We start from the raw sequence: 20,391 nt of genomic DNA, 5'->3' as shown, positions 1-20,391 counted from the left end.
TGCGCGAGCACCTGGGGGCGACGCTGCCGGAATACATGGTCCCCTCTGCTTTCGTGCGCCTCACGGCGCTGCCGCTCAATCCCAGCGGCAAAGTGGACCGCAAGGCGCTGCCGTCGCCCGACGCGACGCGCGGCGCGGAGACATCGTACGTCGCGCCGCGGACCGATACGGAGCGCGTGCTCGTGGCCATCTGGGAAGAACTGCTCCAGGTGCGGCCGATCGGGGTCCGAGACCATTTCTTCCAGCTCGGCGGCCATTCGCTCCTGGCGATACGCATGGTGTCGGCGGTGAAGGCGCAGCTCGGGCTCGAGCTGACCGTGGCCACACTGTTTCAGCAATCGACGGTGGCGGCCCTGGCGGCGTCGCTGGACGGGACGGAGAATCGACCGGCGCCCGTGGCCGCCCTCTCTCCCGCCCCGCGCGGCGCGGCCGATCCCGCGTACGCTGACCTCTCGGGGACCGAGCGGCGGCTCTGGTTGGTCGACAAACTCTCGCCCGAGGCGCGGTCGTACCAGGTCCCGCAGATGTTCGTCCTTCGAGGCGCGCTCTCGGAGCAGGCGCTGCGCCAAAGCGTGGCATTGCTCGCGGAGCGGCACGAGATCCTGCGCACGACCTATCCCGAGGTCGACGGCGTGCCGAGGCGGGTCGTGGCGCAGAGCGTATCGATCCCGCTGCGCGTGGAGGACGTCTCGGCGCTGCCCGAAGCCGCGCGGGAAGCCGCATTGCGCGCGCTCCTGGAGGCCGAAATCGGCATTCGTTTCGACCTCGGCGCCGGACCGCTGACGCGGGTCCTCGTCGTGAGCATGGCCGCCGAGCACCATGTCGTGCTCGTCCTCCAGCACCACATCATCACCGACGAATGGTCCTGCGGCGTGCTCCTCTCCGAGCTCTCGCGCCTGTACGAGGCGTGCTGCCGCGGCGAGTCTGCGAATCTGCCGGCGCTTTCGTACCAATTCGCCGATTATGCACGGGCGGAGCAGGAGGCGCTCGCGGGTGGCAGCTTCGGGATCTCGCGAGCATACTGGAAGGACAACCTCGCCGGTATACCGCGGCTCCAACTGCCGATCCTTCGCCCCGCCTCGGAGGGCGGCCCTGGCCCCGAAGCGAGCGTAATGCTCCGCATTCCTCAGCATGCGAGCAGCGCGCTCTCGGCGCTCGCGCGGGGCCACGGCTGCACGCCGTTCATGGCCTGGTATGCCGTCCTCACGGCCGTCCTGTCCCGCTACAGCGGCCAGAAGGACTTCGGGCTCGGCGCGGTAATTGCGAACCGCGAAGTGCCGGGCGCGGAAAGCCTCCTGGGCTTCTTCACGAACACGGTCGTGCTGCGGACCGACCTTTCGGGAAACCCTACGTTTGGCGAGCTGCTCTCTCGCGCGCGACGGACGTCGCTTTCCGCGTACGAGCACCAGGCGCTGTCGTTCGACATCGTCATGCAGGATCAGGGGCTCTCGCGGCAGGCTGGAGAGAACCCGCTGTATGACGTGGCCTTCTTCGAGGTGACGCCTCCGATCACCGGAGCTGCGGCCGGCTGGTCACCCGCCCTTGGTGCAGTGCGCGAGGGCGCGACGACGGCGAAGGACGCGCTCGCTGTGTCCGTACAGCACTCGGTCGAAGGGACCGTCGTGGAGGTCCTGTACGACACGAAGCGGGTCTCGCGCACGGCAGCGGAGCGCCTGTGCGGACATCTGCGGACGCTTGTGACGGACGCCGTGGCGCACCCGGACAAACGTTTGCCGGATCTGGACCTCTTGACCGAAGAGGAAACGCAGAACCTCGCCGCGTGGAACGACACGCCAAAGGCCGACCCCGCCGCCCCGTGCATCCACGAGCTCATTGCGGAGCAGGCGGCGAAGGCGCCGGATGCCGTGGCCCTCGAGCAGGACGGCCGGCAGCTCAGCTATGGTGAATTCGAGGCGCAGGCCAACCGCCTGGCGCACCACCTTCGCGCTCTCGGCGTCGGGCCCGAGGTGCGCGTGGCGCTGTGCGTGGAGCGGTCGTTCGACATGGTGGTGGCCCTGGTCGGGATCCTGAAGGCGGGCGGCGCGTTCGTGCCCCTGGATCCGGCGTATCCGGCCGACAGGCTCTCGCTCCTGCTATCCGAAGCGCAGGCGCCGGTCCTGCTGACGCACTCGGACATCGAAAACCGCTTCACGGCGTCCGGCGTGACGGTGGTGCGCCTCGACGCGGACGCGTCGCAATGGGCGTCGCTGCCGGCCACGCCCCCCGAGAGCGGCGTCAGGCCCGAGCATGCGAATTACGTGGTGTTCACCTCTGGCTCCACGGGCAAACCCAAGCCGGTCGTCAACGAGCACCGGGGGCTCGCCGCGCGTGTGGCATTCCAGCGCGAGCAGTTCGTGATCCATCCGAGCGATCGTGTGCTCCAGAGCGCAGCGGTGGCGTTCGACGGGGCGATCATCGACTGGATGATATCGCTCTGCAACGGCGCCGCGTGCGTGCTACCGAGCAATGCCTACGGCGCGGTCGAGGGCATTGCGGAGTGCCTGGACAATCGGGGGATCACCGTGTCGTTCATTCCGCCCGCGATGCTGCGCGTGCTGAACTGCCGCGCGCCCCATCTCCGCCATATCACCCTGGCGGGCGACACGACCTCCCCCGCGCTCGTCGCGCAGTGGGCGAAGGGCCGGAGGGTGCTGAACTCCTACGGCCCTACCGAGTTCAGCATTTTCGGGGCACAGGCCTATTTCGATCCGGAGCGACCGGAGAATTTTTCGATCGGTCGACCGATTCACGGCGTGCATATCTACGTGCTCGATGGCGCGAAGAGGCAGGTCCCCATCGAAATGGCCGGTGAGCTCCACCTCGCCGGGGTGGGCCTGGCGCGTGGTTATCTGAATCGTCCCGGCATGACGGCGGAGCGGTTCGTCCCGGATCCCTTCTCGAAGGAGCCTGGCGCCCGGATGTACTGCACCGGGGATCTCGCGCGCTGGAACGAGGACGGCGAACTCGAGTTTTTGGGCCGCGCCGACCACCAGGTGAAGATTCGAGGGTTCCGCGTCGAGACCGGCGAAATCGAGGCGGCGCTCTCCTCACACGCCGCGGTGGCGTCGTGCGTCGTCGTGGCGCGTGAAGATGCGCCGGGGGACAAGCGCCTCGTCGCCTACGTGGTGGCGAAGGACGGCGCGTGCACGGCAAGCGATCTGCGAGAGTGGATCCGCGCGCGATTGCCGGAGTACATGACGCCGTCGGCGTTTGTGTTCCTCGACAAACTGCCGCTCTCTGCGAACGGCAAGGTGGACCGCAAAGCGCTGCCGTCGCCCGAGGCGACGCGCGGCGCGGAGACAGCGTACGTGGCGCCGCGGACCAATACGGAGCGCGCGCTCGTGGCCATCTGGGAAGAACTGCTCGAGGTGCGGCCCATCGGCGCGCACGGCGATTTCTTCCTGCTCGGCGGCCACTCGCTTTTGGCGGTGCGCCTCGTGTCCGCGGTGAAAGCGCGGCTCGGGCTCGGGCTGACCGTGGCCACACTGTTTCAGCAATCGACGGTGGCGGCCCTGGCGGCGTCGCTGGACGGGATGGAGAAGCGCTCGGCGCCCGTGGTCGCGGTTTCCCCCTCGCCGCGCGGCGCGGCCGAGCCTGCATACGCCGGCCTCTCGGGGACCGAGCGGCGGATGTGGTTCGTCGACAAACTCTCGCCCGAAGCGCTGTCGTACCAGGTCCCGCAGATGTTCGTCATTCGAGGCGCGCTCTCGGAGCAGGCGCTGCGCCAAAGCGTGGCATTGCTCGCGGAGCGGCACGAGATCCTGCGCACGACCTATCCCGAGGTCGACGGCGTGCCGAGGCGGGTCGTGGCGAAGAGCGGATCGATTCCGGTGCGCGTGGAGGACGTCTCGGCCCTGCCAGAAGCCGCGCGGGAAGCCGCCTTGCGCGCGCTCCTGGAGGCCGAAATCGGCATTCGTTTCGACCTCGGTGCCGGACCGCTGACGCGGGTCCTCGTCGTAAGCATGGCCGCCAAGCACCATGTCGTGCTCGTCCTCCAGCACCACATCATCACCGACGAATGGTCCTGCGGCGTGCTGCTCTCCGAGCTCTCGCGCCTGTACGAGGCGTGCTGGCGCGGCGAGGCGCCGAGTCTGCCGGCGCTTTCATACCAGTTCGCCGATTATGCACGGGCGGAGCAGGAGGCGCTCACGGGTGGCGGCTTCGGGGTCTCGCGAGCGTACTGGAAAGACCAACTCACCGGCGTGCCGCGGCTCCAGTTGCCCATTCTTCGCCCCGCTTCGGAGGGCGGCCCTGGCCCCGAAGCGAGCGTAATGCTCCGCATTCCTCAGCATGCGAGCAGCGCGCTCTCGGCGCTCGCGCGGGACCACGGCTGCACGCCGTTCATGGCCTGGTATGCCGTCCTCACGGCCATCCTGTCGCGCTACAGCGGACAGAAGGACTTCGGGCTCGGCGCGGTGATCGCGAACCGCGAAGTGCCGGGCGCGGAAAGCCTCCTGGGCTTCTTCACGAACACGGTCGTGCTGCGGACCGACCTTTCGGAAAATCCGACATTCATCGACTTGCTCTCGTCTGCGAGGCGCACGTCCGTGGAGGTCTACGAGCATCAGGCATTGCCGTTCGACGTGGTGGTGCAGGACCAGGGGTTGTCCAGGCACGGCGATGAGAACCCGCTGTATGACGTGCTCCTCTTCGAGGTATCAGCGCCGCACGCCGGGATCGCGGCGGGGTGGTCGCCGCACCTCGAAGCGGTGTCTCCCGGTGTGACAACCGCGAAAAACGCACTGGTGTTCGCCGTGGCCCGTGACGCGGAAGGGACCAGCATCCACCTGGCCTATGACACGACACGGGTGGACGAAGCCGCGGCGAAGCGGCTGAGCGAGCACCTCTGCACCCTGCTCCTCGACGTGGTGGCGCACCCTGACAACCCCCTGTCCGAGCTTGCCTTCCTGACCGAGGCGGAGCACGGGCAGCTCGCGACCTGGAACGATACGGCGGCCGCGTATCCCGAGGGCAAGTGCATTCACGACCTCTTCGAGGAGCAGGCCGCACGAACCCCCGACGCGGTGGCATTGGTATTCGCTGAGCAAGAGCTCACCTACCGGGAGCTCGACCAGCGCTCGAATCAGTTGGCTCATTACCTGCGCGCGCTGGGCGTGGGCCCGGAGGTGCTGGTGGGGCTATGCGTCGAGCGTTCGCTGGAAATGGTGGTGGGGCTGCTCGGCATCCTCAAGGCGGGCGGCGCGTACGTGCCGCTCGACCCAAACTATCCGCGGGAGCGGCTGGCCTACATGCTGACGGACGCGCGGCCCGCGGTGCTGCTCACCCAGGAGCGCCTCGAGGGCAGCCTTTCCGCGCACGCGTTTGTCACGGTACACCTCGATGCGAGCGTGCCCCCTTGGCAGGAGCAGCCGCTCACGTCTCCCGGCGCCCAGGTCGTGCCGGAGAACGCGGCTTACGTCATCTACACGTCAGGCTCGACGGGGAGGCCCAAAGGCGTCCAGGTTCTGCACGGCGCGCTGACGAACCTGCTCCACGATTTCGCCGAAAAGATGGAGGTCGGGCCCCGGGACGTGATGCAGGCCGTCACGTCGCTGTCCTTTGATATCGCCGGGCTTGAGCTGTTCATGCCCTTGCTCCGGGGAGCCTCGGTCCACCTCGCGTCGCAGGAAGACGCGAGCAACGGCGAAGCGCTGGTGAGAGCCCTGGAGCGCGCGACGATGATGCAGGCAACGCCTGCGACATGGCGCATGGTACTCGACGCAGGCTGGAAGGGCGGAAGGCCCCTGCAGGTGCTGTGCGGCGGGGAAGCAATGACGCCGGATCTCGCGGCCAAGCTCGCACTCCGGGCATCCTCGGTCAGGAACGTGTATGGGCCGACGGAGACCACGATCTGGTCTGCTCATTATCGCGTCGACGCCGAGCAGAGCTACGTCCGGATCGGCCGAGGTATCGCCAATACGCAGCTCCACGTGGTCGACCGAAACCTGATGCAGGTCCCGGTGGGCATTCCTGGGGAGCTGTACATCGCGGGGGACGGGCTCGCACGCGGCTATCTCGGGCGCCCCGGACTGACAGCGGAGCGCTTCGTCCCTGACCCGTTCTCGAATGTGCCCGGGGCGCGGATGTACCGCACCGGTGACCTCGCCCGATGGGACGCGAACGGAGAGCTGGAGTTCCTCGGGCGTATCGATCACCAGGTGAAGATCCGGGGTTTCCGCATCGAGCTCGGCGAAATCGAGGCGGTGCTGTCGTCCCACCCGGCGGTGCGAGCGTGCGCCGTGGTCGCATGGGAGTCCTCGTCCGGCGACAAACGGCTGGTCGCGTACGTGGTGGCCGGGGAAGGCGAATGTACGGAGGGCACGCTGCGCGAGCACCTTCAGGCCTCGCTGCCCGCGTACATGGTCCCCTCTGTATTCGTGCGGCTGACGGCGCTGCCGCTGAATCCCAGCGGCAAGGTTGATCGCAAGGCGCTGCCGGCACCGGAGATGACGCGTAGCGCGGCGGAAACCTCGTACGTGGCACCGCAGACCGAGACGGAGCGCGCGCTCGCCGAGCTGTGGTCCGAGGTGCTGCAGATCTCGCCCGTCGGGATCCACGATAACTTCTTCACGCTCGGAGGGGACTCGATCCTCGCAATCCACGTGATAGGTCGCGCCAAACGAGCTGGCCTCCACCTGACCGTGCGCGACCTGTTCGCGCACCAGACGGTGGCGCAGCTCGCGCAGGCGGCGCGCAAAGAGAGCGCGGTCCTCGTGGAGCAGGGCGCCGTGACCGGGACGGTCCCGCTGACGCCGATCCAGCATTGGTTCCTGGATCGAGATCCCGAGGACGCCCATCATTTCAGTCCGGCGATGTCGTGGACGCCGCCGCCCGCGCTATCGCCGGAGATCGCCGCAGAGGCGCTGCGGATCCTCGCGCAGCAGCACGACGCATTGCGGCTCCGGTATCGTCGCACCGACGCCGGGTGGGTGCAGGAGCACGAGGAGGGGGCGACTCTGGTGCTCGAGCGGGTGGACCTATCGTCGCTTCCGCCCTCGGCCCGTGATGCCGCCGTAAAAAAGGCAGCGGAGGTCCTGCAACGGGGCATGAACCTGTCCAGCGGCCCGATCTTCCGCGCTGCGTGGCTGGATCTGGGCGAAGGCGGGGCGCGGCTGCTCCTCGCCATGCACCACCTCGTCACAGACATCGTGTCATGGCGCATCGTGTGCGAGGACGTGGAGCGCGCCTGCGACGCATTGATCGCGGGGCAGACGCCGAATCTCGGACCCAAGACGACATCCCTTCGCCGGTGGTCCGAGCGATTGCACGCGTTTGTCGGGGGCGGCGGCTTCTCGGAGCAGCTCCAGTATTGGCAGGCGCAATGCGCCGGCAGCGTGACGCCGGGCGCGCGGGACCACGATGGCGCGGTGGGGACCTTCGGCGATAGCTGCACCCTGGAGGTGGAGTTGTCTCCGGCAGAGACCCGTGCGCTCCTCCACGACGTGGGATCGGCTGGTGGAACGGAGATCCATGCGGTCCTTTTGTCGGCATTCGCAGAGGGAATGAGTGCGTCCTCCGGGACGGATACGGTCTGCGTGGCACTGCAGCATCATGGTCGCGAGCCCGTGGTGGAGGACGTCGACGTGTCCCGCACCGTGGGGTGGTTCTCGTCGCTATTCCCGCTCTCGCTGCGCGTGCCTTCGGAGGAAGATCCTGCTCTGCTGCTGAATGGCGTGAAGGAGCAGCTCCGGTCGGTGCCGGGGCGGGGCGTGGGATACGGCTGGCTGCGATATGCGCACCCGGACGCGGCCGTACGCGCGTCGCTCACCGTGCCAATGCCGGTGCTGTTCAACTATCTCGGGCAGCATGAGGCAGGCTCGACCTGGGAATTCGCGGGGACGGAGCACACGAGCGCGAGCCCGAACATGGCGTTGTTTCATGAGCTCACGTTGAGTGCCATCGTGATGCAAGGACGCCTGCGGCTCACGTGGGGTTACAGCCCCGCGATGTACGAGAAATCGACGGTGGAGAGGATCGCGGAAAGGGTCCTCTCGTCGCTGCGACGCCTCATCGCGCACTGCACCTCACGCACGATCGCGGGGCAGCAATGTACGTCATAGACCTTCTCCTCGAGGAGGCGAAGGGGCAGCGGGCTTCGATTTTCGCCGTCGCGACGATGGGGGGTATCGCAAACGCGCTCCTCCTCGTCGGCGCCAATGTCCTCGCCGGGTCCCCGGAGCAGGCGGACCTGCGGGCGCTTTTCCTGTTCGGGTTGACGATGGCCCTCTACGTCCTCGGTGCTCGAGCGACGTATCACCGGACGACGTCCCTCGTCGAAGCTGTGCTCCACCGCGTCAGGACGAGGATTGTCGAGAAGATCGAGCGAACGGAGCTCGAGGGGCTCGAGCGCGTCGGGACCGCAGAGATCTTCGATCGCGTCACGGAAAACATGTCCGTCGTGTCGGAGCAAGGGTGGGTGCTCGGGAGCTTCCTGCAGGCGCTCTTCGTCCTCGTGTTCGGGCTCGTTTACATTGCGTGGATCTCGCTGCCAGCCTTCGCGCTGATCGCGCTCATGCTGGTGTTCGGGTTCTTCATCGTTCAATACAGATTCGAAGAGGTCGTCGATGTGCTGCGCCAGATGGGGCAGCTACGGCTCGAGCTCTTCGACATGGTCATGGATCTGCTGAAAGGCTTCAAAGAAGCCAAATTCAGCCGTCGGCGCGGGCGTGAGATCCACGACGATATCGTGGGGATGGCCGAATCCCTCCGCATTGGCGCCGTGAGGACGGCCGAGGGGCTCAGCGGCGTCTTGGTCATGCCCAACTGCGTCCTGTACATCCTGCTGGGGGCGGTCATCTTCACCATGCCCAGGTACGTCGACGTGGATGCCGAGACCATGGCCAGCCTGGTCACGTGCACCGCGTTCGTCTGGGGCCCCTTCACCAGCGTGGCCGGAGGGCTCAATGCGGTGTTCCGCTCCAGCGTCGCATTCGAACAGATCCGGACGCTGGAGGGGAAGCTCGATGAGGCCGTCGAGCGAGCGGCCGTCCAGAAGACCGAGGATCCGTGGAACGGTCGCATCGGCACACTCTCGACACGCGATATCGTGTACGAGTATCCCACAGGCAACGGAGACAGGAGCTTCCGCGTCGGCCCCCTGAGCCTCGATATCGAGCCGGGTGAGGTCGTCTTCCTCGTCGGTGGGAATGGGAGCGGCAAATCGACGCTGCTCAAGGTGCTCACGGGGCTCTACCCGCGGAGCGGCGGAGAGCTGCGCGTCGGCGGCGTCCTCGTCCAGCCGGAGAACGTGGCCGCGTACCGTGAGATGATTTCGGCGATCTATTCGGACTTCCACCTCTTCTCCAAGCTCTATGGCATGCTGGACGCGGAGCCGGAGGCGGTGCGCGCGCTGCTCGCGCAAATGGGCCTCGAGGGGAAGACCTCTTTCGAGGCGCAGCAATTTACCCGGCGCACGCTATCGACCGGCCAGCGCAGGCGCCTCTACACGATCATGACGCTCCTCGAGGACCGCCCCGTTTACGTATTCGACGAGTGGGCCGCCGATCAGGATCCTGGATTCCGCAGGTACTTCTACGAGGAGCTCGTGCCCGCGCTGAAGGGCCGGGGCAAGACGGTCATCGCCGTCACCCACGATGATCGCTACTTTCATTGCGCGGACCGCGTCATCAAGCTGAGCTACGGGAAGGTCCAGGCGACCCCCCGGATGGATGCGCCTTGACGATCGTCGATCTCATCACCCAGGAGGCGGGGGGCGAGCGCCGTCGCATTCTCATGGCGGCGTGCGTGGCGGGCGCCACGAGCATGTTCGTGCTCATCGGGGCGAACGTCGTCGCCAGCGCGCCGAAGCTTTCGGGGCTGCCGGCGGCCGGTCTCTTCGCGCTCGTCGTCGTCGGCCATTATCTCAGCGCCAAGTACGTGTACTACCGGACGGCCACGGTCGTGGAATCGGCGCTGCACCGAATCAAGATCAGCATCGTCGACAAGCTCGAGAAGGCGGACATTCAGGGGGTCGAGCGCATTGGCACCGCGGAGATCTACGACGGGATCACGGAGAACCTGAGCGTCGTGTCCAATTACGGGCCGCTGATATCGGCGTTCTTGCAAGCGGCCCTCATCCTGGCGTTCGCGGTGCTGTACATCGCCTGGATCTCCTTGCCGACGTTCATCGCCGTCACGTTCCTGCTCACCATCGGCTACGTGACGTATCGAGGCAGGGCCAAGGAGCTCGAGCGCTATCTGCAGCGGCTCGGGGACGCCCGCGTCGCGTTCTTCGAAAAGCTCACGGACCTGCTGAAGGGCTTCAAGGAGGTCAAGCTCAGCCGCCGGCGCGGTCGCGACATCTGCACCGACATCGAGCGGTCGTCGGAGGTATTGCGGGGCTTCAACCTGAAGTCCGGCGAGATGAACAGCGACAACTTCATCTTCGCCAGCAGCAACCTCTATGCGCTGCTCGGCGTCATCGTCCTCGTCATTCCGCAGCACATCGACGTGGAGTCCTCTGCGCTGGTCAGCATCGTCGCGGCCATTCTGTTCCTTTGGGGACCCATGACCGTGCTGATCACGGGGGCGCCCGCATACATCCGCTCGAATGTGGCGCTTTCCAGGGCGCGGACGCTGGAGGAAAAGCTCGACAAGGCCATCCAGGAGACACGAATCGCGCTGGACGTCGAGGACGCGTGGAAAGGTGGATTCGGCGCGATCGCTGGGCGCGGCATCGAATTCGAATACGTTTCCGATGACGGCGACGGCGCGTTCCGCATCGGTCCCCTCGACGTCGACATCGCGGAAGGCGAGATCGTGTTCATCGTCGGCGGAAATGGGAGCGGCAAGTCGACGGCCCTCAAGGTGCTCACGGGGCTGTATCCGCCGACGGGCGGCGAGCTCCTGGTCGGCGGGATACGCGTCGATTCCAGCAACGTGGCCGCATATCGCGAGAAGATCTCGGCCATCTACTCGGACTTCCACCTGTTCGCCAAGCTCTATGGGCTGCTCGACGTCGACCCGGCGGCCGTACACCGGCTCATCGCGCAGATGGATCTCCAGCAGAAGACGTCGTTCGAGAACAAGGGTTTCACGAACCGCAATCTCTCCACCGGACAGCGCAAGCGCCTGGCCATGATCGTGGCGCTCCTCGAGGACCGGCCCATCTGTGTGTTCGACGAATGGGCCGCAGATCAGGACCCCGAGTTCCGCGCCTACTTCTACGAAGAGATTTTGCCGGCGTTGAAGCAGCGGGGGAAGACGGTCATTGCAGTCACCCACGACGACCGATTCTTCCACTGTGCGGATCGAGTGATCACCATGGAGTATGGCCGTATTCGGTCTGTGGAACGCGCATGAACCCGAGCATCGAGACATTGGCCAATGAGCCTGTATTGATCAGCGCCAATCAGCTCGTCGAGCAGAGCGCCGGTCTGCCGGCGGCTGCCCGCGCGCAGCTGCTCGAGGTGCTGGCTTGGCTCCAAACCTCCATCGCCAAGCCGAATCCGCTGATCGGTCGCAAGGGCCATGTGTGTCCCTTCGTCGGGCCTGCCCTGACCCGCTTTCGGTCCATCCGTTTTCATGTCTACCAGGGCGAGCTCCGCCCGGCTGCCGTGGAGCCGGTGCTGCGCGCGCTTGCGGCACGCTTTCCGACGCTGCCACCCGCCACCGAGGTCGGCCGCGAGTTCCGCGCCATTCTGACCTTGTTTCCGGAGCTGCCCCACGACGGGGGGCCGCTGCTGATCGACCCCGTGCACGAGGCGCTGAAGCCCGAGATCACTGCCCAGGGCTTGATGATAGGTCAATTCTACCCCGGCTGCCTCGAGCCCGGCTTGCACAACCCCGATTACCGCCCGCTCGAGGCACCGCACCCGATGCTGGTGATTCGCTCGATGCAGCTCACCGATCTGATGTTCTTGTTCTCGCGCCCGGAGTGCCTGCGCGCGTACGTCCGGAAGTTCGGCGTCTCCTCCCGCGACGAGCTCATGGCGCGCGTCGCAGCCGCCGACATCCCCAAGCTGCCGACGCTCTGGGAGGAGGTCGTGGACGCGGCGTTTCCCCCCGCGACGAACGTCGATTGATGGAGGACCTCGTGGCCCCGACGCGAAAGCAAGACGAACCTCGCTCGAAAAAACCGACACTCGGGCTCACCATTCGCGACATTGTGATCTCCTCGGGTCTGTTCGCCCTCTTCGCAACGTTCTTCGCGCGAGGTGGCAGGTTCGTGCCCGACCTTCCAAAGCCATCACGGCTCGTGGACATGAAGGTTGTGAACGAGGCCTCGACCGAGACGTGCGGATTGGCGCCGCACGACGGACACCCCGTCATCGTCGAGATGCTGTACAGCAGTGACAAGCAAGCGTGGATCGACGAGGCCGCGACTCGGTTCGCGAAGATATGTCCGAAGATCCAGATCAAGGCGATTGCGGCAGGCGGTATCGAGGGAGCCGACTCCATCCTGAAGGGTGAGGTAAAACCGACGATCTGGTCGCCCGCGGACGATCTCGTCGTTCGTTACCTCGATGGGCGCTGGAGGGAGAGCCACGGACGATCACCGATCGACATCACGAAGCAGGTTTCTCTCGCCCGCTCCCCGCTCGTGATCTTGATATGGGAAGATCGGCTCGAGGTCCTCGAAGCCATCCTCGAAAAAAGCAAGAGTGGCGAGGGGCTGTGGATGGATGCGATGTGCCCGGGGGTGCCACGGGACCCGCAGGATCTCGAGGAGATGGCCCTCGAACACATGGTGCCGGGGACGTGGAGCGATTGGTACGGCTCGGTCGTCCCGGCCGCGTTCCCGCAACAACCGGCGCCGGCGGCTCGACGGGTCGACAAGAAGTCCCAACGAGCCTATATCGCGCCGTTTCCGACGGCGGACGACATGAAGCGGTGGGGAAGAGCGAAGTTCGAGCACCCGTCGCCGACGCGCTCGGCCGAGGGGCTCGAGGCGCTTTACCTCATGGCCTACGATTACGCATTGCCTCCGAACGACCGGCCGACCGCGCTCAAGGAGCGCATCAAGCAGGCGCTCGGAGAACCCGCCAAAGAGGGTGTGGTCGTGCGTGGCGACCTCGCCGAGGCGGATTTCGCTCGCTCGTTCCAGGAGCGGCGGGAGCCTTTCCAGCGCTGGCTCAAGCGATGCGAAGCGGGCGCGCCGCCCCCCACCCCGTCAGCGCCCCTCTTGACCGACGCCATCTTCGACCTCGGCGCGAGCCGATATGACGCCGTGGTGACGCAGGAGCAGCTCGTTTTCACGGTTCTTCAGCAGTTCGAGAAGCATGCGGACGTGATGGCAGAGCTGCGCGTCGTGTACCCGCGGCCGACGCTCGTGAACGAACATCCCGTGGTCATCTTCGACGACGGAACGCTCACCGCCGAGCAGCGCACGGCTGCCGAGAAGTGGATCACCTTCCTTCGTGGCCCGGAAATGCAGAAGCTGGCCGTCAAGCAGGGTCTTCGGCCGGCGAGCCCCGAGTTGAAGCTCCGGAGCATCGAGGACTCCGAGAATCCTTTCTTCAGATTCCGACGTTATGGCGTGGAGATCGACGCGCCGTTCGTCGAAGCGCCGCGCCTCGACGGCAAATTCGTGAACGAGCTCGTTCGCGCCTGGCGGGACGCGACGGGGAGACACTGACCCGCTCATCGTTGCAGCTTGCGAACGGAGGAAAATCATGGCGACCGAAACCGCGCAATCGAATCAGTCGACGGAGAAGAAGACGGACGAGCCTCGAATCGAGGTGAAAGAGGAAGCGACGAGCGCACCCGAGGTCGAGCCGAAGGCAGAAGCCAAGGTCGAGCCGAACGCCGGACCGAAGACCGAGGGGACGTCCCGGAGCAGCGCCGCGCCGAAATCCCCTGAGCCGGTTTCGCGCGTGGGCCGTGCGGATGCCGTCATTCGGCGCAATGTGCTGTGGGTGCTCGGCGCCGGGCTCGTTCCCGTGCCTATCGTCGATATGGTCGCGATCACGGGTATCCAGGTGAAAATGCTCGCCGAGCTCTCGGAGCTTTATGATCTGAGTTTCCGGGAGGACATCGCCAGGAAGCTCATCGGCTCGCTCCTCTCGGGCGTCCTCGGCGTCGGCGCCGGCGCCGTGATCGGTGCCAGCCTGGGGAAGCTCATTCCGTTCGTGGGCCACGCGTTCGGCATCGTCACGGTCCCCGTCATCTCGGGCGCGTTCACCCGGGCGCTGGGCAAGGTCTTCGTCATGCATTTCGAGACAGGCGGTACGCTGCTCGACTTCGATCCTCACAAGGTGCGCAGCTACTTCAAGCAGGAATTCGAGAACGCCAAGGAGTACGTCGCGGACGTGCAGAAGTCCAAAGAGGATTCCAAGGCGACCAAGCCGTCCTGAAAAGTCCTTGATGAGAGCCGCCAATGAGCAAGCCGGAAGCGAATGAAGAGATGCAAAAGGGATCTTCGAGTGGCGACGCGAAGAAGCCACCCTTCCGGGAGTGGCTCGCGAAGTGGCTCCGGAAGGCCCGATTCACCCTCTATACGACGCTGGTCATCCTCCTGTTCGTGGTCGGCTTCCTCTGGCCGCGGATCTTCATCCGCGTGCCGGCGGGGAGCAGCGCCGTCATGTATCGTTTTTTCCTCGGTGGGACGGTGAGGGATCGTATCTGGGGCGAGGGACTCAACGTGATCCCACCCTGGGACGAGCTCACCGTCTACGAGACGCGGATGCAGCAGCAAAAGCTGAAATTCGACGTGCTCAGCGAGGAGGGGCTCAACCTCCCGGTGGAGATCTCCGTACGATACCAGCCGAACATGGAAATGCTCGGTTATCTGCACCAGGACATCGGCGTCGATTACTTCGAGCGGTTGATCCGGCCCGAGGTCGAGTCCCACGTCCGGCGCACCTTCGGCAGCCGGACGGCGCACGAGATCTACACGAGCGTGCGTGACCTCCTCCAGGAGGTCGGCAAGGTATCGGCGCTCGGGCGCCTCGATGAAAACGGGAATGCGCGTCCCTACGTGCAGCTCTACGAGCTCAAGCTACTTGATATCGAGCTGCCCGAAATCGTCCAGAGCGCGATCGCGGACAAGTACAAGCAAGAGCAGCTCATGCTCGAGTATCGCTTCAGGCTAGAGAAGGAAGAGAAAGAAGCCGAGCGGAGGCGCACGGAGGCGGCTGGGGTCCGCGATTACAACCTCATCGCGACCAAAGTTTCTCCGGACATCCTCAAGTGGCGCAGCATCGAGGCGTCGCTGGAGCTCGCGAAGTCGCAGATGGAGCTCGCGAAATCGCAAAACACGAAAGTGGTCGTACTCGGCGGTGGGCCGGGCACGCAGATGCTCATGAATGTCGATGGGGCCACGGCCGTTCCCCCGGCGGCGGCCGCGGGCGAAAAAACCACGGAGGGAAAGAAGGATCAGGGAGCCGGTACGTCCGCGGCCGATGCGGCTTCTGCGCAGGCTTCGAGCCAGCAGGGGGCACAGGGGAGCGGGCCGTGACGACGTGGGATGTGCTCCCGCCGCTGCTCCCCGCGTACAGTTCCGGGCGGAACGTGGCCGTTTGGTCCGCATGGACCTGATGGCCCATTCCGAAGGAGCCCGACTCTCGTGCGACGCAGCGCATGGCGTAGCCTTGCCATTCGAGGCTCACCATGCGGCCGAGGGAGGGGACGACGATGCGTGCAGGGGGCGCGGTCCGCGTGCTCGTGGCCATGTTTCCGCTGGTATTCTTGTCCGCGTGCCAGGCGGGGCGCGTCTCCCCCGCGAAGGACGCGCGAACGCCGTCGCCGGCGGAACATGTCCGTAGCGCCCGGCCGTGACCGCTCCCGTCCGGCGACCCGCTCTGCCCTCTGAACAGCGCCTTCCGCGACGCTTACGCCGAGCGCCGCGCCGCCATGCTCGCGGCCTCTGGACCGGTGCTCGTGCAATACGGCGATACGCTCGTGCTCCTGCATCGTGGCGAGCGGCTCGAGCGGCCGGCCACGAATGAGCGTTATCACGAGCTCAAGACCCTCGCGCACGTTCCCTTTGCCCTCTATTTGCTGCTTTCTGGAGCTGACGGCCCGATCGACGAGGCGCAGCTCGGCAAGCTCATTTCCTACGAAGCCCTCCTCAGGGCGGCGCTCTCCACGATCGACGCGAGGTTTTCCGACGCGGCCGAGCGCGAGCGCCAGCGGCGCATCCTCACCCGCTCGCTCTCGCTGATCGATCAAGCCACCGGCGAGAAGCGCCTGACGCCGAGCACGCTCGACGCGTTCGTTCGCTCGCAGCGCGCCGACGTCCTGGAGAACATAAAGGAGGCCGCCCACCAGAATGTAATGACCCTGCACGCGCAGGTGACGGCGTGGGCGGCGCGCTTGACGCCCGAGGAGCGCGCGCGGCTGCGGGTGGTGATCGGGACGGCGCACATGGCACGCCCCGGCAATCTGTCGATCCAATACTTCGCGGCATGGCTCGGTGAGCCCGTCGCCGGTCGCGCGGCCGACGAGCGCGTCGTCGACGGGGCGCGTATCATCGTGGCCGAGAACATTTTCGATACGGACCGCTCGATCGCGCTCGTCGGGACGCACCTCGTCGATCGATCCGCCGCCGCGGCATTCTTCGACGACCCCTTGCGCCTCGATAGGGACGTGCTATCGGACGCGGCCGAGGAGGCCATTCGCGCGCTCTTCGGCGGCTCACCTAAGCAGTAAACGCGGATGCGTGTTCCGCCGCCCACTGCGCGAACGTCCGCGCTCGCCGCCCGGTCACCTGCTCGACCGTGGGCGTGACCGTGTATCCGATTTCCGGCGTATTGCCATATATGTACACGAAAAACTCGATGGCCTCGGGCGAGAACCCCATCCCCTGCCACCGTTCGCGTGCTTGCTGCTCCGTCAACTCGACGAGGTTGATCTCGCGCTTGGCTGCAGCGGCGAGGATATCGACCTTCTGACGCAGGCTGAGCACTTCCGGCCCCGTGAGGGTGTACGTCTTGCCAGCGTGGCCATCCTGCGTCAATGCTGCCACCGCGACGGCCGCGATATCGGCCTCATGGACGACCGCGCTCAGCCGGTCGGGGAACGGCTCGCGCACGAGCCCCTCGCTGCGAATCGACGCCGCCCATTCGAGGTGGTTCGCCATGAACTCCACCGGCTGCAGAAAGGTCCAATCGATGCTTCCGGCGGCGACCGCCTCATCGAGCGGCGCGGGCGCGCCGCCGAGGAGTACCGTGATCCGTCGCACCCCGGCCCGTTCGGCGAGCGCGACGATCCGTGCCCCGGTCTCGAGCGGCGCGGAATCGTCACCGCCGAAGTTGATCAAGTGCAGGGCCTCGATGCCCTCGAAGGCTTCCGCGAATGTGTCCGGCGCGGTCAGGTCGCCGGCCACGGCGTGGACGCCTGCGGGAAAATGGGCTCGTGCGGGATTGCGGGACAACGCGCGGACGTGGTGACCGCCCTCGACGAGTTGCTTGACGATTTCGCGGCCGACGGTGCCGGTCGCGCCAGTGACCAAGATGTTCATCGATTGCTCAATAGGGGTGAAGGGCCCTCGTGGGCGCCTTGGGGTTTTCGCCCGAAGAACATGCACCACCCCTGCTGACAACCGATGGCAGGAGCAAACCACGGCTAGCCGCGCTCGCGCTCCCAGGCCTGGAACCACTCGAGGGCGAGCATTCGGCGTGGCTTGCCGTAGGGCCTTTCCGTGAGGGCGAGGCTCACGATCCGATCGGTGCGGAAATGCCGGAACGACGCGCGCAAGCAGCACCATGCCGCGACGATCTGCTTGCCCTCGTGGTACGCGATCTGCACCGGCCAGATTTCGCGCTCGGTAATGCGATTGGACTCGTCCTCATAGCGCAGCGCGAGCGCACGCTCCTTCCGCATCGCCTGCCGTACGAGGCCGAGCGCGGGCACCGGGACCGCATCGGCCCCGTTGAGCACGACCGGCCAGAGTCCCGTGTCGTCCATGTTCTCGCGTAGCTCCCGGGGCGAGACGGTCGCAATCTTGGCGAGCGCGTTCTTCGCGGCGCAGGCAAGACTCTCGTCGACCTGCGCGCCGACCCAGCGCGCGCCGAGGACGAGCGCCTCGAGCTCCTCCGCGGTGAACATCAGCGGTGGCAGGAAGAAGCCGGGCCGCAGCACGTAGCCGACGCCCGCTTCGCCTTCGATCGGCGCGCCAAGTCCGATCAGCGTCTGCACGTCCCGATAAAGGGTGCGTACAGAGACCCCCTGCTCGGCCGCGAGCTCGGCCGCGGTGACCGGGCGTCGATGGCGTCGGAGCGCGTCGATGATTGCGAAGAGGCGTTCGGTCCTACCCATCGACCACGACGATCGCAGGCCGAGCGGCCGGCGTCGAGCCCATTGTGTGCCGACGGCGCGGCCTCGCCAGACCTATCCGAGGCGCCGGCTGGCCCGCTCGGCCTTCTCTCGTGAAGAGCCGACGACGCGGTAAAGCTCCTCCGGGCTGAACCCGGGCAGCGCCGTCCCGGTGCTATGGAAATGCTCTGCCTTCACGTGGCAGGCCGCGCAAAGCGAGATCCCGTTCTCGGGCACGTAGCCGCCGTTCGGCAGCTCGTTCCGATCGGTGATGTGGTGGGCGTCGAGCTCCTCGACGGCCCGCTCCGGCGAAGACCGGAAGGAGCACCCTGGCCCCTCACATCGGTATTTCGCTCTCGCGAAAACCGCGTCGCGGAACCGGCCCCGGATCAGCTTTTTTTCGGCGCTCATGATCAAGGAAGAGGTAATTACGGGGAGATTCGCAGGTTACTGCAATTGTGGATGGGTTGCAAGGGTCACGACGCCGAGCCCCGAGGCGCTTGCTGACGCACGAGCCGCAGGGACAAGCGCGGCGCTCCGGCGCGAGCCCGAGGGCACTCGCGGGATGAAATGGTGGGCCGTAGGTTCCGCTTCGGGGTTTCGGCATGTCGCGAAAGCCCGTGCTCATCCACGATGGCCTCGTTCGAGCGCAAAGCCTTGCGCCGCTCGGGTGGCTCGCGCGCTTGCCCATCGTCCGTTCGGTCGCCGGATTCCTCTTCGGTCGTTCCGCCTCACGGCCCCGGAGCCGCGCCGTTCGATGGTTGTTTTTGCGCTCGCTCGGCGCGGTCCATTACCTCGCGTTCGCCTCGCTCGGTTCGCAGGTGCTCGGTCTTTATGGCCGCCGCGGCATTCTCCCCATTCAGGAGCGGCTCGAGCGTGCCCGGTACGTCCTGGGACCAAAGCGCTACCAGGCCATGCCGTCGATCTTCTGGGTGGATGCGTCCGATGCCACGCTCGTTCGCGCCTGCCGCGCAGGAAAGCTCCTCGCGGCGCTGCTCGTGCTCGGTGTCGCTCCTCGGCCCGTGCTTTCGCTGCTCTGGGCGCTCTACCTCTCGTTCGTCTCGGCCGGCGGCACGTTCCTTTCGTTTCAATGGGACGCGCTCCTCCTCGAGAGCAGCCTGCACGCGCTCCTGGTCGCACCGCGGGGCCTGCGTCCGGGGTTCGGCCGGGAGGACCCTCCGTGGCAAGCGGTGCTGCTCCTGCGATGGCACGTCTTCCGGCTCTACTACGAATCGGGCCTCGCGAAGCTCCAATCCGGCGACGTCACGTGGAAAAACCGCACTGCGCTCGGCTACCATTACGAGACGCAACCGCTCCCGACGCCGATCGGGTGGTACGCGCATCAGCTCCCCCGCCCCGTCCAGAGGCAGTCGACCCGGCTTGCGCTTCTTTGCGAGTGTATCGTTCCGTTTCTGGCGTTTGCTCCACGGCGCATCCGGCGGCTCTCCTTCTGGCCCCTCGCCGGACTGCAGGCGGGCATCGCCGCCACGGGGAATTATGGCTTTTTCAATTTGCTCACGGCCGTGCTCGGGTTGTGGCTCCTGGACGACGAACCGCTGCTCGGAAAAACCCTCTTTCGGGCCACGGGGCCCGCGCGGCCGATGCGGGGTGTCCGGCGCTTCGTGATCGGAGCGGCTGCGACCCTTCTCTTCACGCTCACCCTCGGCGCGCATCTCGAACGCTACGGGCCTCGCAACCCGCCGGGCCTTCTCTCGCGCATGCTGGACGCGCTCGTGCCGCTGCATTCGGTCAACACGTACGGGCTGTTCAGCGTCATGACGGTGCGTCGACCCGAGATCGTGATCGAGGGGTCCGACGACGGAGAGCGCTGGCTCGCGTACGAATTCCGCTACAAGCCCACCGATCCTCGCCGTCCGCCGCCCTGGGTCGCGCCACATCAACCGCGGCTCGATTGGCAGATGTGGTTCGCCGCGCTCGGGCCGCCGCCACGTTGGTTCGTCGCGTTCCTGGCCCGTCTGCTGGAGGGATCGCCCGAGGTGCTCGCGCTGCTCCAGCGCTGTCCGTTTCCGGATCGGCCACCGAGGTATGTGCGTGCCGTTCTTTACGAGTACAGGATGACGGACATCGAGACACGGCGCCGTACGGGGATGTGGTGGGAACGGGAGCGGCTCGGGCTCTATTTCCCGGCGATCACGATCGCGAGACCCGACGCAGCGGCGGCGTAAATGGTTCGGC

At 66.2% G+C, this 20,391-nt stretch carries 12 protein-coding genes; 9 read left to right on the top strand and 3 right to left on the bottom strand.

Annotated features, from left to right (window positions below; translation table 11 throughout):
* Positions 1–11: 11 nt before the first annotated feature.
* From KEG38_RS44720 to KEG38_RS44685, 8 genes are all read left to right on the top strand, one after another.
* A complete protein-coding gene (locus KEG38_RS44720) occupies positions 12–8,060 on the top strand; it encodes a non-ribosomal peptide synthetase (RefSeq protein ID WP_272426882.1) in 8,049 nt (2,682 codons plus the stop codon).
* Entirely contained in the window at positions 8,048–9,679 is a 1,632-nt protein-coding gene (locus tag KEG38_RS44715) for a cyclic peptide export ABC transporter (RefSeq protein WP_272426881.1), read from the top strand. The genes KEG38_RS44720 and KEG38_RS44715 overlap by 13 nt, the downstream gene beginning before the upstream one ends.
* Positions 9,676–11,301, top strand: coding sequence for a cyclic peptide export ABC transporter (locus KEG38_RS44710; protein ID WP_272426880.1), 1,626 nt, complete (start codon positions 9,676–9,678; stop codon positions 11,299–11,301). The genes KEG38_RS44715 and KEG38_RS44710 overlap by 4 nt, the downstream gene beginning before the upstream one ends.
* Positions 11,298–12,023, top strand: a complete 726-nt coding sequence (locus KEG38_RS44705) for a DUF6875 domain-containing protein (RefSeq protein ID WP_272426879.1) — start codon at positions 11,298–11,300, stop codon at positions 12,021–12,023. Before KEG38_RS44710 ends, KEG38_RS44705 begins: the two co-directional genes overlap by 4 nt.
* A gap of 11 nt (positions 12,024–12,034) precedes the next feature.
* Positions 12,035–13,576, top strand: a complete 1,542-nt coding sequence (locus tag KEG38_RS44700; protein WP_272426878.1) for a substrate-binding domain-containing protein — start codon at positions 12,035–12,037, stop codon at positions 13,574–13,576.
* 37 nt (positions 13,577–13,613) lie between these two features.
* Entirely contained in the window at positions 13,614–14,294 is a 681-nt protein-coding gene (locus KEG38_RS44695) for a YcjF family protein (protein ID WP_272426877.1), read from the top strand.
* A 23-nt stretch (positions 14,295–14,317) separates the two neighbouring features.
* The gene (locus KEG38_RS44690) at positions 14,318–15,397 is read left to right on the top strand and encodes a prohibitin family protein (RefSeq protein ID WP_272426876.1); all 1,080 of its coding nucleotides are present in this window, start codon (positions 14,318–14,320) and stop codon (positions 15,395–15,397) included.
* 395 nt (positions 15,398–15,792) lie between these two features.
* Positions 15,793–16,590 carry a hypothetical protein gene (locus KEG38_RS44685; RefSeq protein ID WP_272426875.1) on the top strand — a complete coding sequence of 266 codons (798 nt, stop codon included), beginning with the start codon at positions 15,793–15,795 and terminating at the stop codon, positions 16,588–16,590.
* On the opposite strand, the gene KEG38_RS44680 is transcribed toward KEG38_RS44685, so the two are convergent.
* The 3 genes from KEG38_RS44680 to KEG38_RS44670 form a co-directional block, all read right to left on the bottom strand.
* Positions 16,580–17,401, bottom strand: coding sequence for an SDR family oxidoreductase (locus KEG38_RS44680; protein WP_272426874.1), 822 nt, complete (start codon positions 17,399–17,401; stop codon positions 16,580–16,582). The two genes, KEG38_RS44685 and KEG38_RS44680, sit on opposite strands and share 11 nt — an antisense overlap.
* 104 nt (positions 17,402–17,505) lie before the next feature.
* A complete protein-coding gene (locus KEG38_RS44675) occupies positions 17,506–18,198 on the bottom strand; it encodes a helix-turn-helix transcriptional regulator (protein ID WP_272426872.1) in 693 nt (230 codons plus the stop codon).
* Between the two features lie 72 nt (positions 18,199–18,270).
* Positions 18,271–18,606, bottom strand: a complete 336-nt coding sequence (locus KEG38_RS44670) for an HNH endonuclease (protein ID WP_272426871.1) — start codon at positions 18,604–18,606, stop codon at positions 18,271–18,273.
* 194 nt (positions 18,607–18,800) lie between these two features.
* Between KEG38_RS44670 and KEG38_RS44665 the strand changes: the two genes are divergently transcribed.
* On the top strand, positions 18,801–20,381 hold the full coding sequence (locus KEG38_RS44665) for a lipase maturation factor family protein (protein ID WP_272426870.1): 1,581 nt from the start codon (positions 18,801–18,803) through the stop codon (positions 20,379–20,381).
* Positions 20,382–20,391: the final 10 nt, after the last annotated feature.

Origin of the sequence: Polyangium jinanense, from assembly GCF_028435265.1 — a bacterium.
In the GTDB taxonomy this organism is placed as follows: domain Bacteria; phylum Myxococcota_A; class Polyangia; order Polyangiales; family Polyangiaceae; genus Polyangium; species Polyangium jinanense.
This window is presented reverse-complemented; position numbering and strand designations above follow the sequence as displayed.

Excerpts from the sequence above, each read along its gene's own strand:
- KEG38_RS44670 (WP_272426871.1), bottom strand. The coding sequence starts at position 18,606 with ATGAGCGCCGAAAAAAAGCTGATCCGGGGCCGGTTCCGCGACGCGGTT.
- KEG38_RS44695 (WP_272426877.1), top strand. The coding sequence starts at position 13,614 with ATGGCGACCGAAACCGCGCAATCGAATCAGTCGACGGAGAAGAAGACG.
- KEG38_RS44675 (WP_272426872.1), bottom strand. The coding sequence starts at position 18,198 with ATGGGTAGGACCGAACGCCTCTTCGCAATCATCGACGCGCTCCGACGC.
- KEG38_RS44685 (WP_272426875.1), top strand. The coding sequence starts at position 15,793 with ATGCTCGCGGCCTCTGGACCGGTGCTCGTGCAATACGGCGATACGCTC.
- KEG38_RS44690 (WP_272426876.1), top strand. The coding sequence starts at position 14,318 with ATGAGCAAGCCGGAAGCGAATGAAGAGATGCAAAAGGGATCTTCGAGT.
- KEG38_RS44665 (WP_272426870.1), top strand. The coding sequence starts at position 18,801 with ATGTCGCGAAAGCCCGTGCTCATCCACGATGGCCTCGTTCGAGCGCAA.
- KEG38_RS44705 (WP_272426879.1), top strand. The coding sequence starts at position 11,298 with ATGAACCCGAGCATCGAGACATTGGCCAATGAGCCTGTATTGATCAGC.
- KEG38_RS44715 (WP_272426881.1), top strand. The coding sequence starts at position 8,048 with ATGTACGTCATAGACCTTCTCCTCGAGGAGGCGAAGGGGCAGCGGGCT.
- KEG38_RS44680 (WP_272426874.1), bottom strand. The coding sequence starts at position 17,401 with ATGAACATCTTGGTCACTGGCGCGACCGGCACCGTCGGCCGCGAAATC.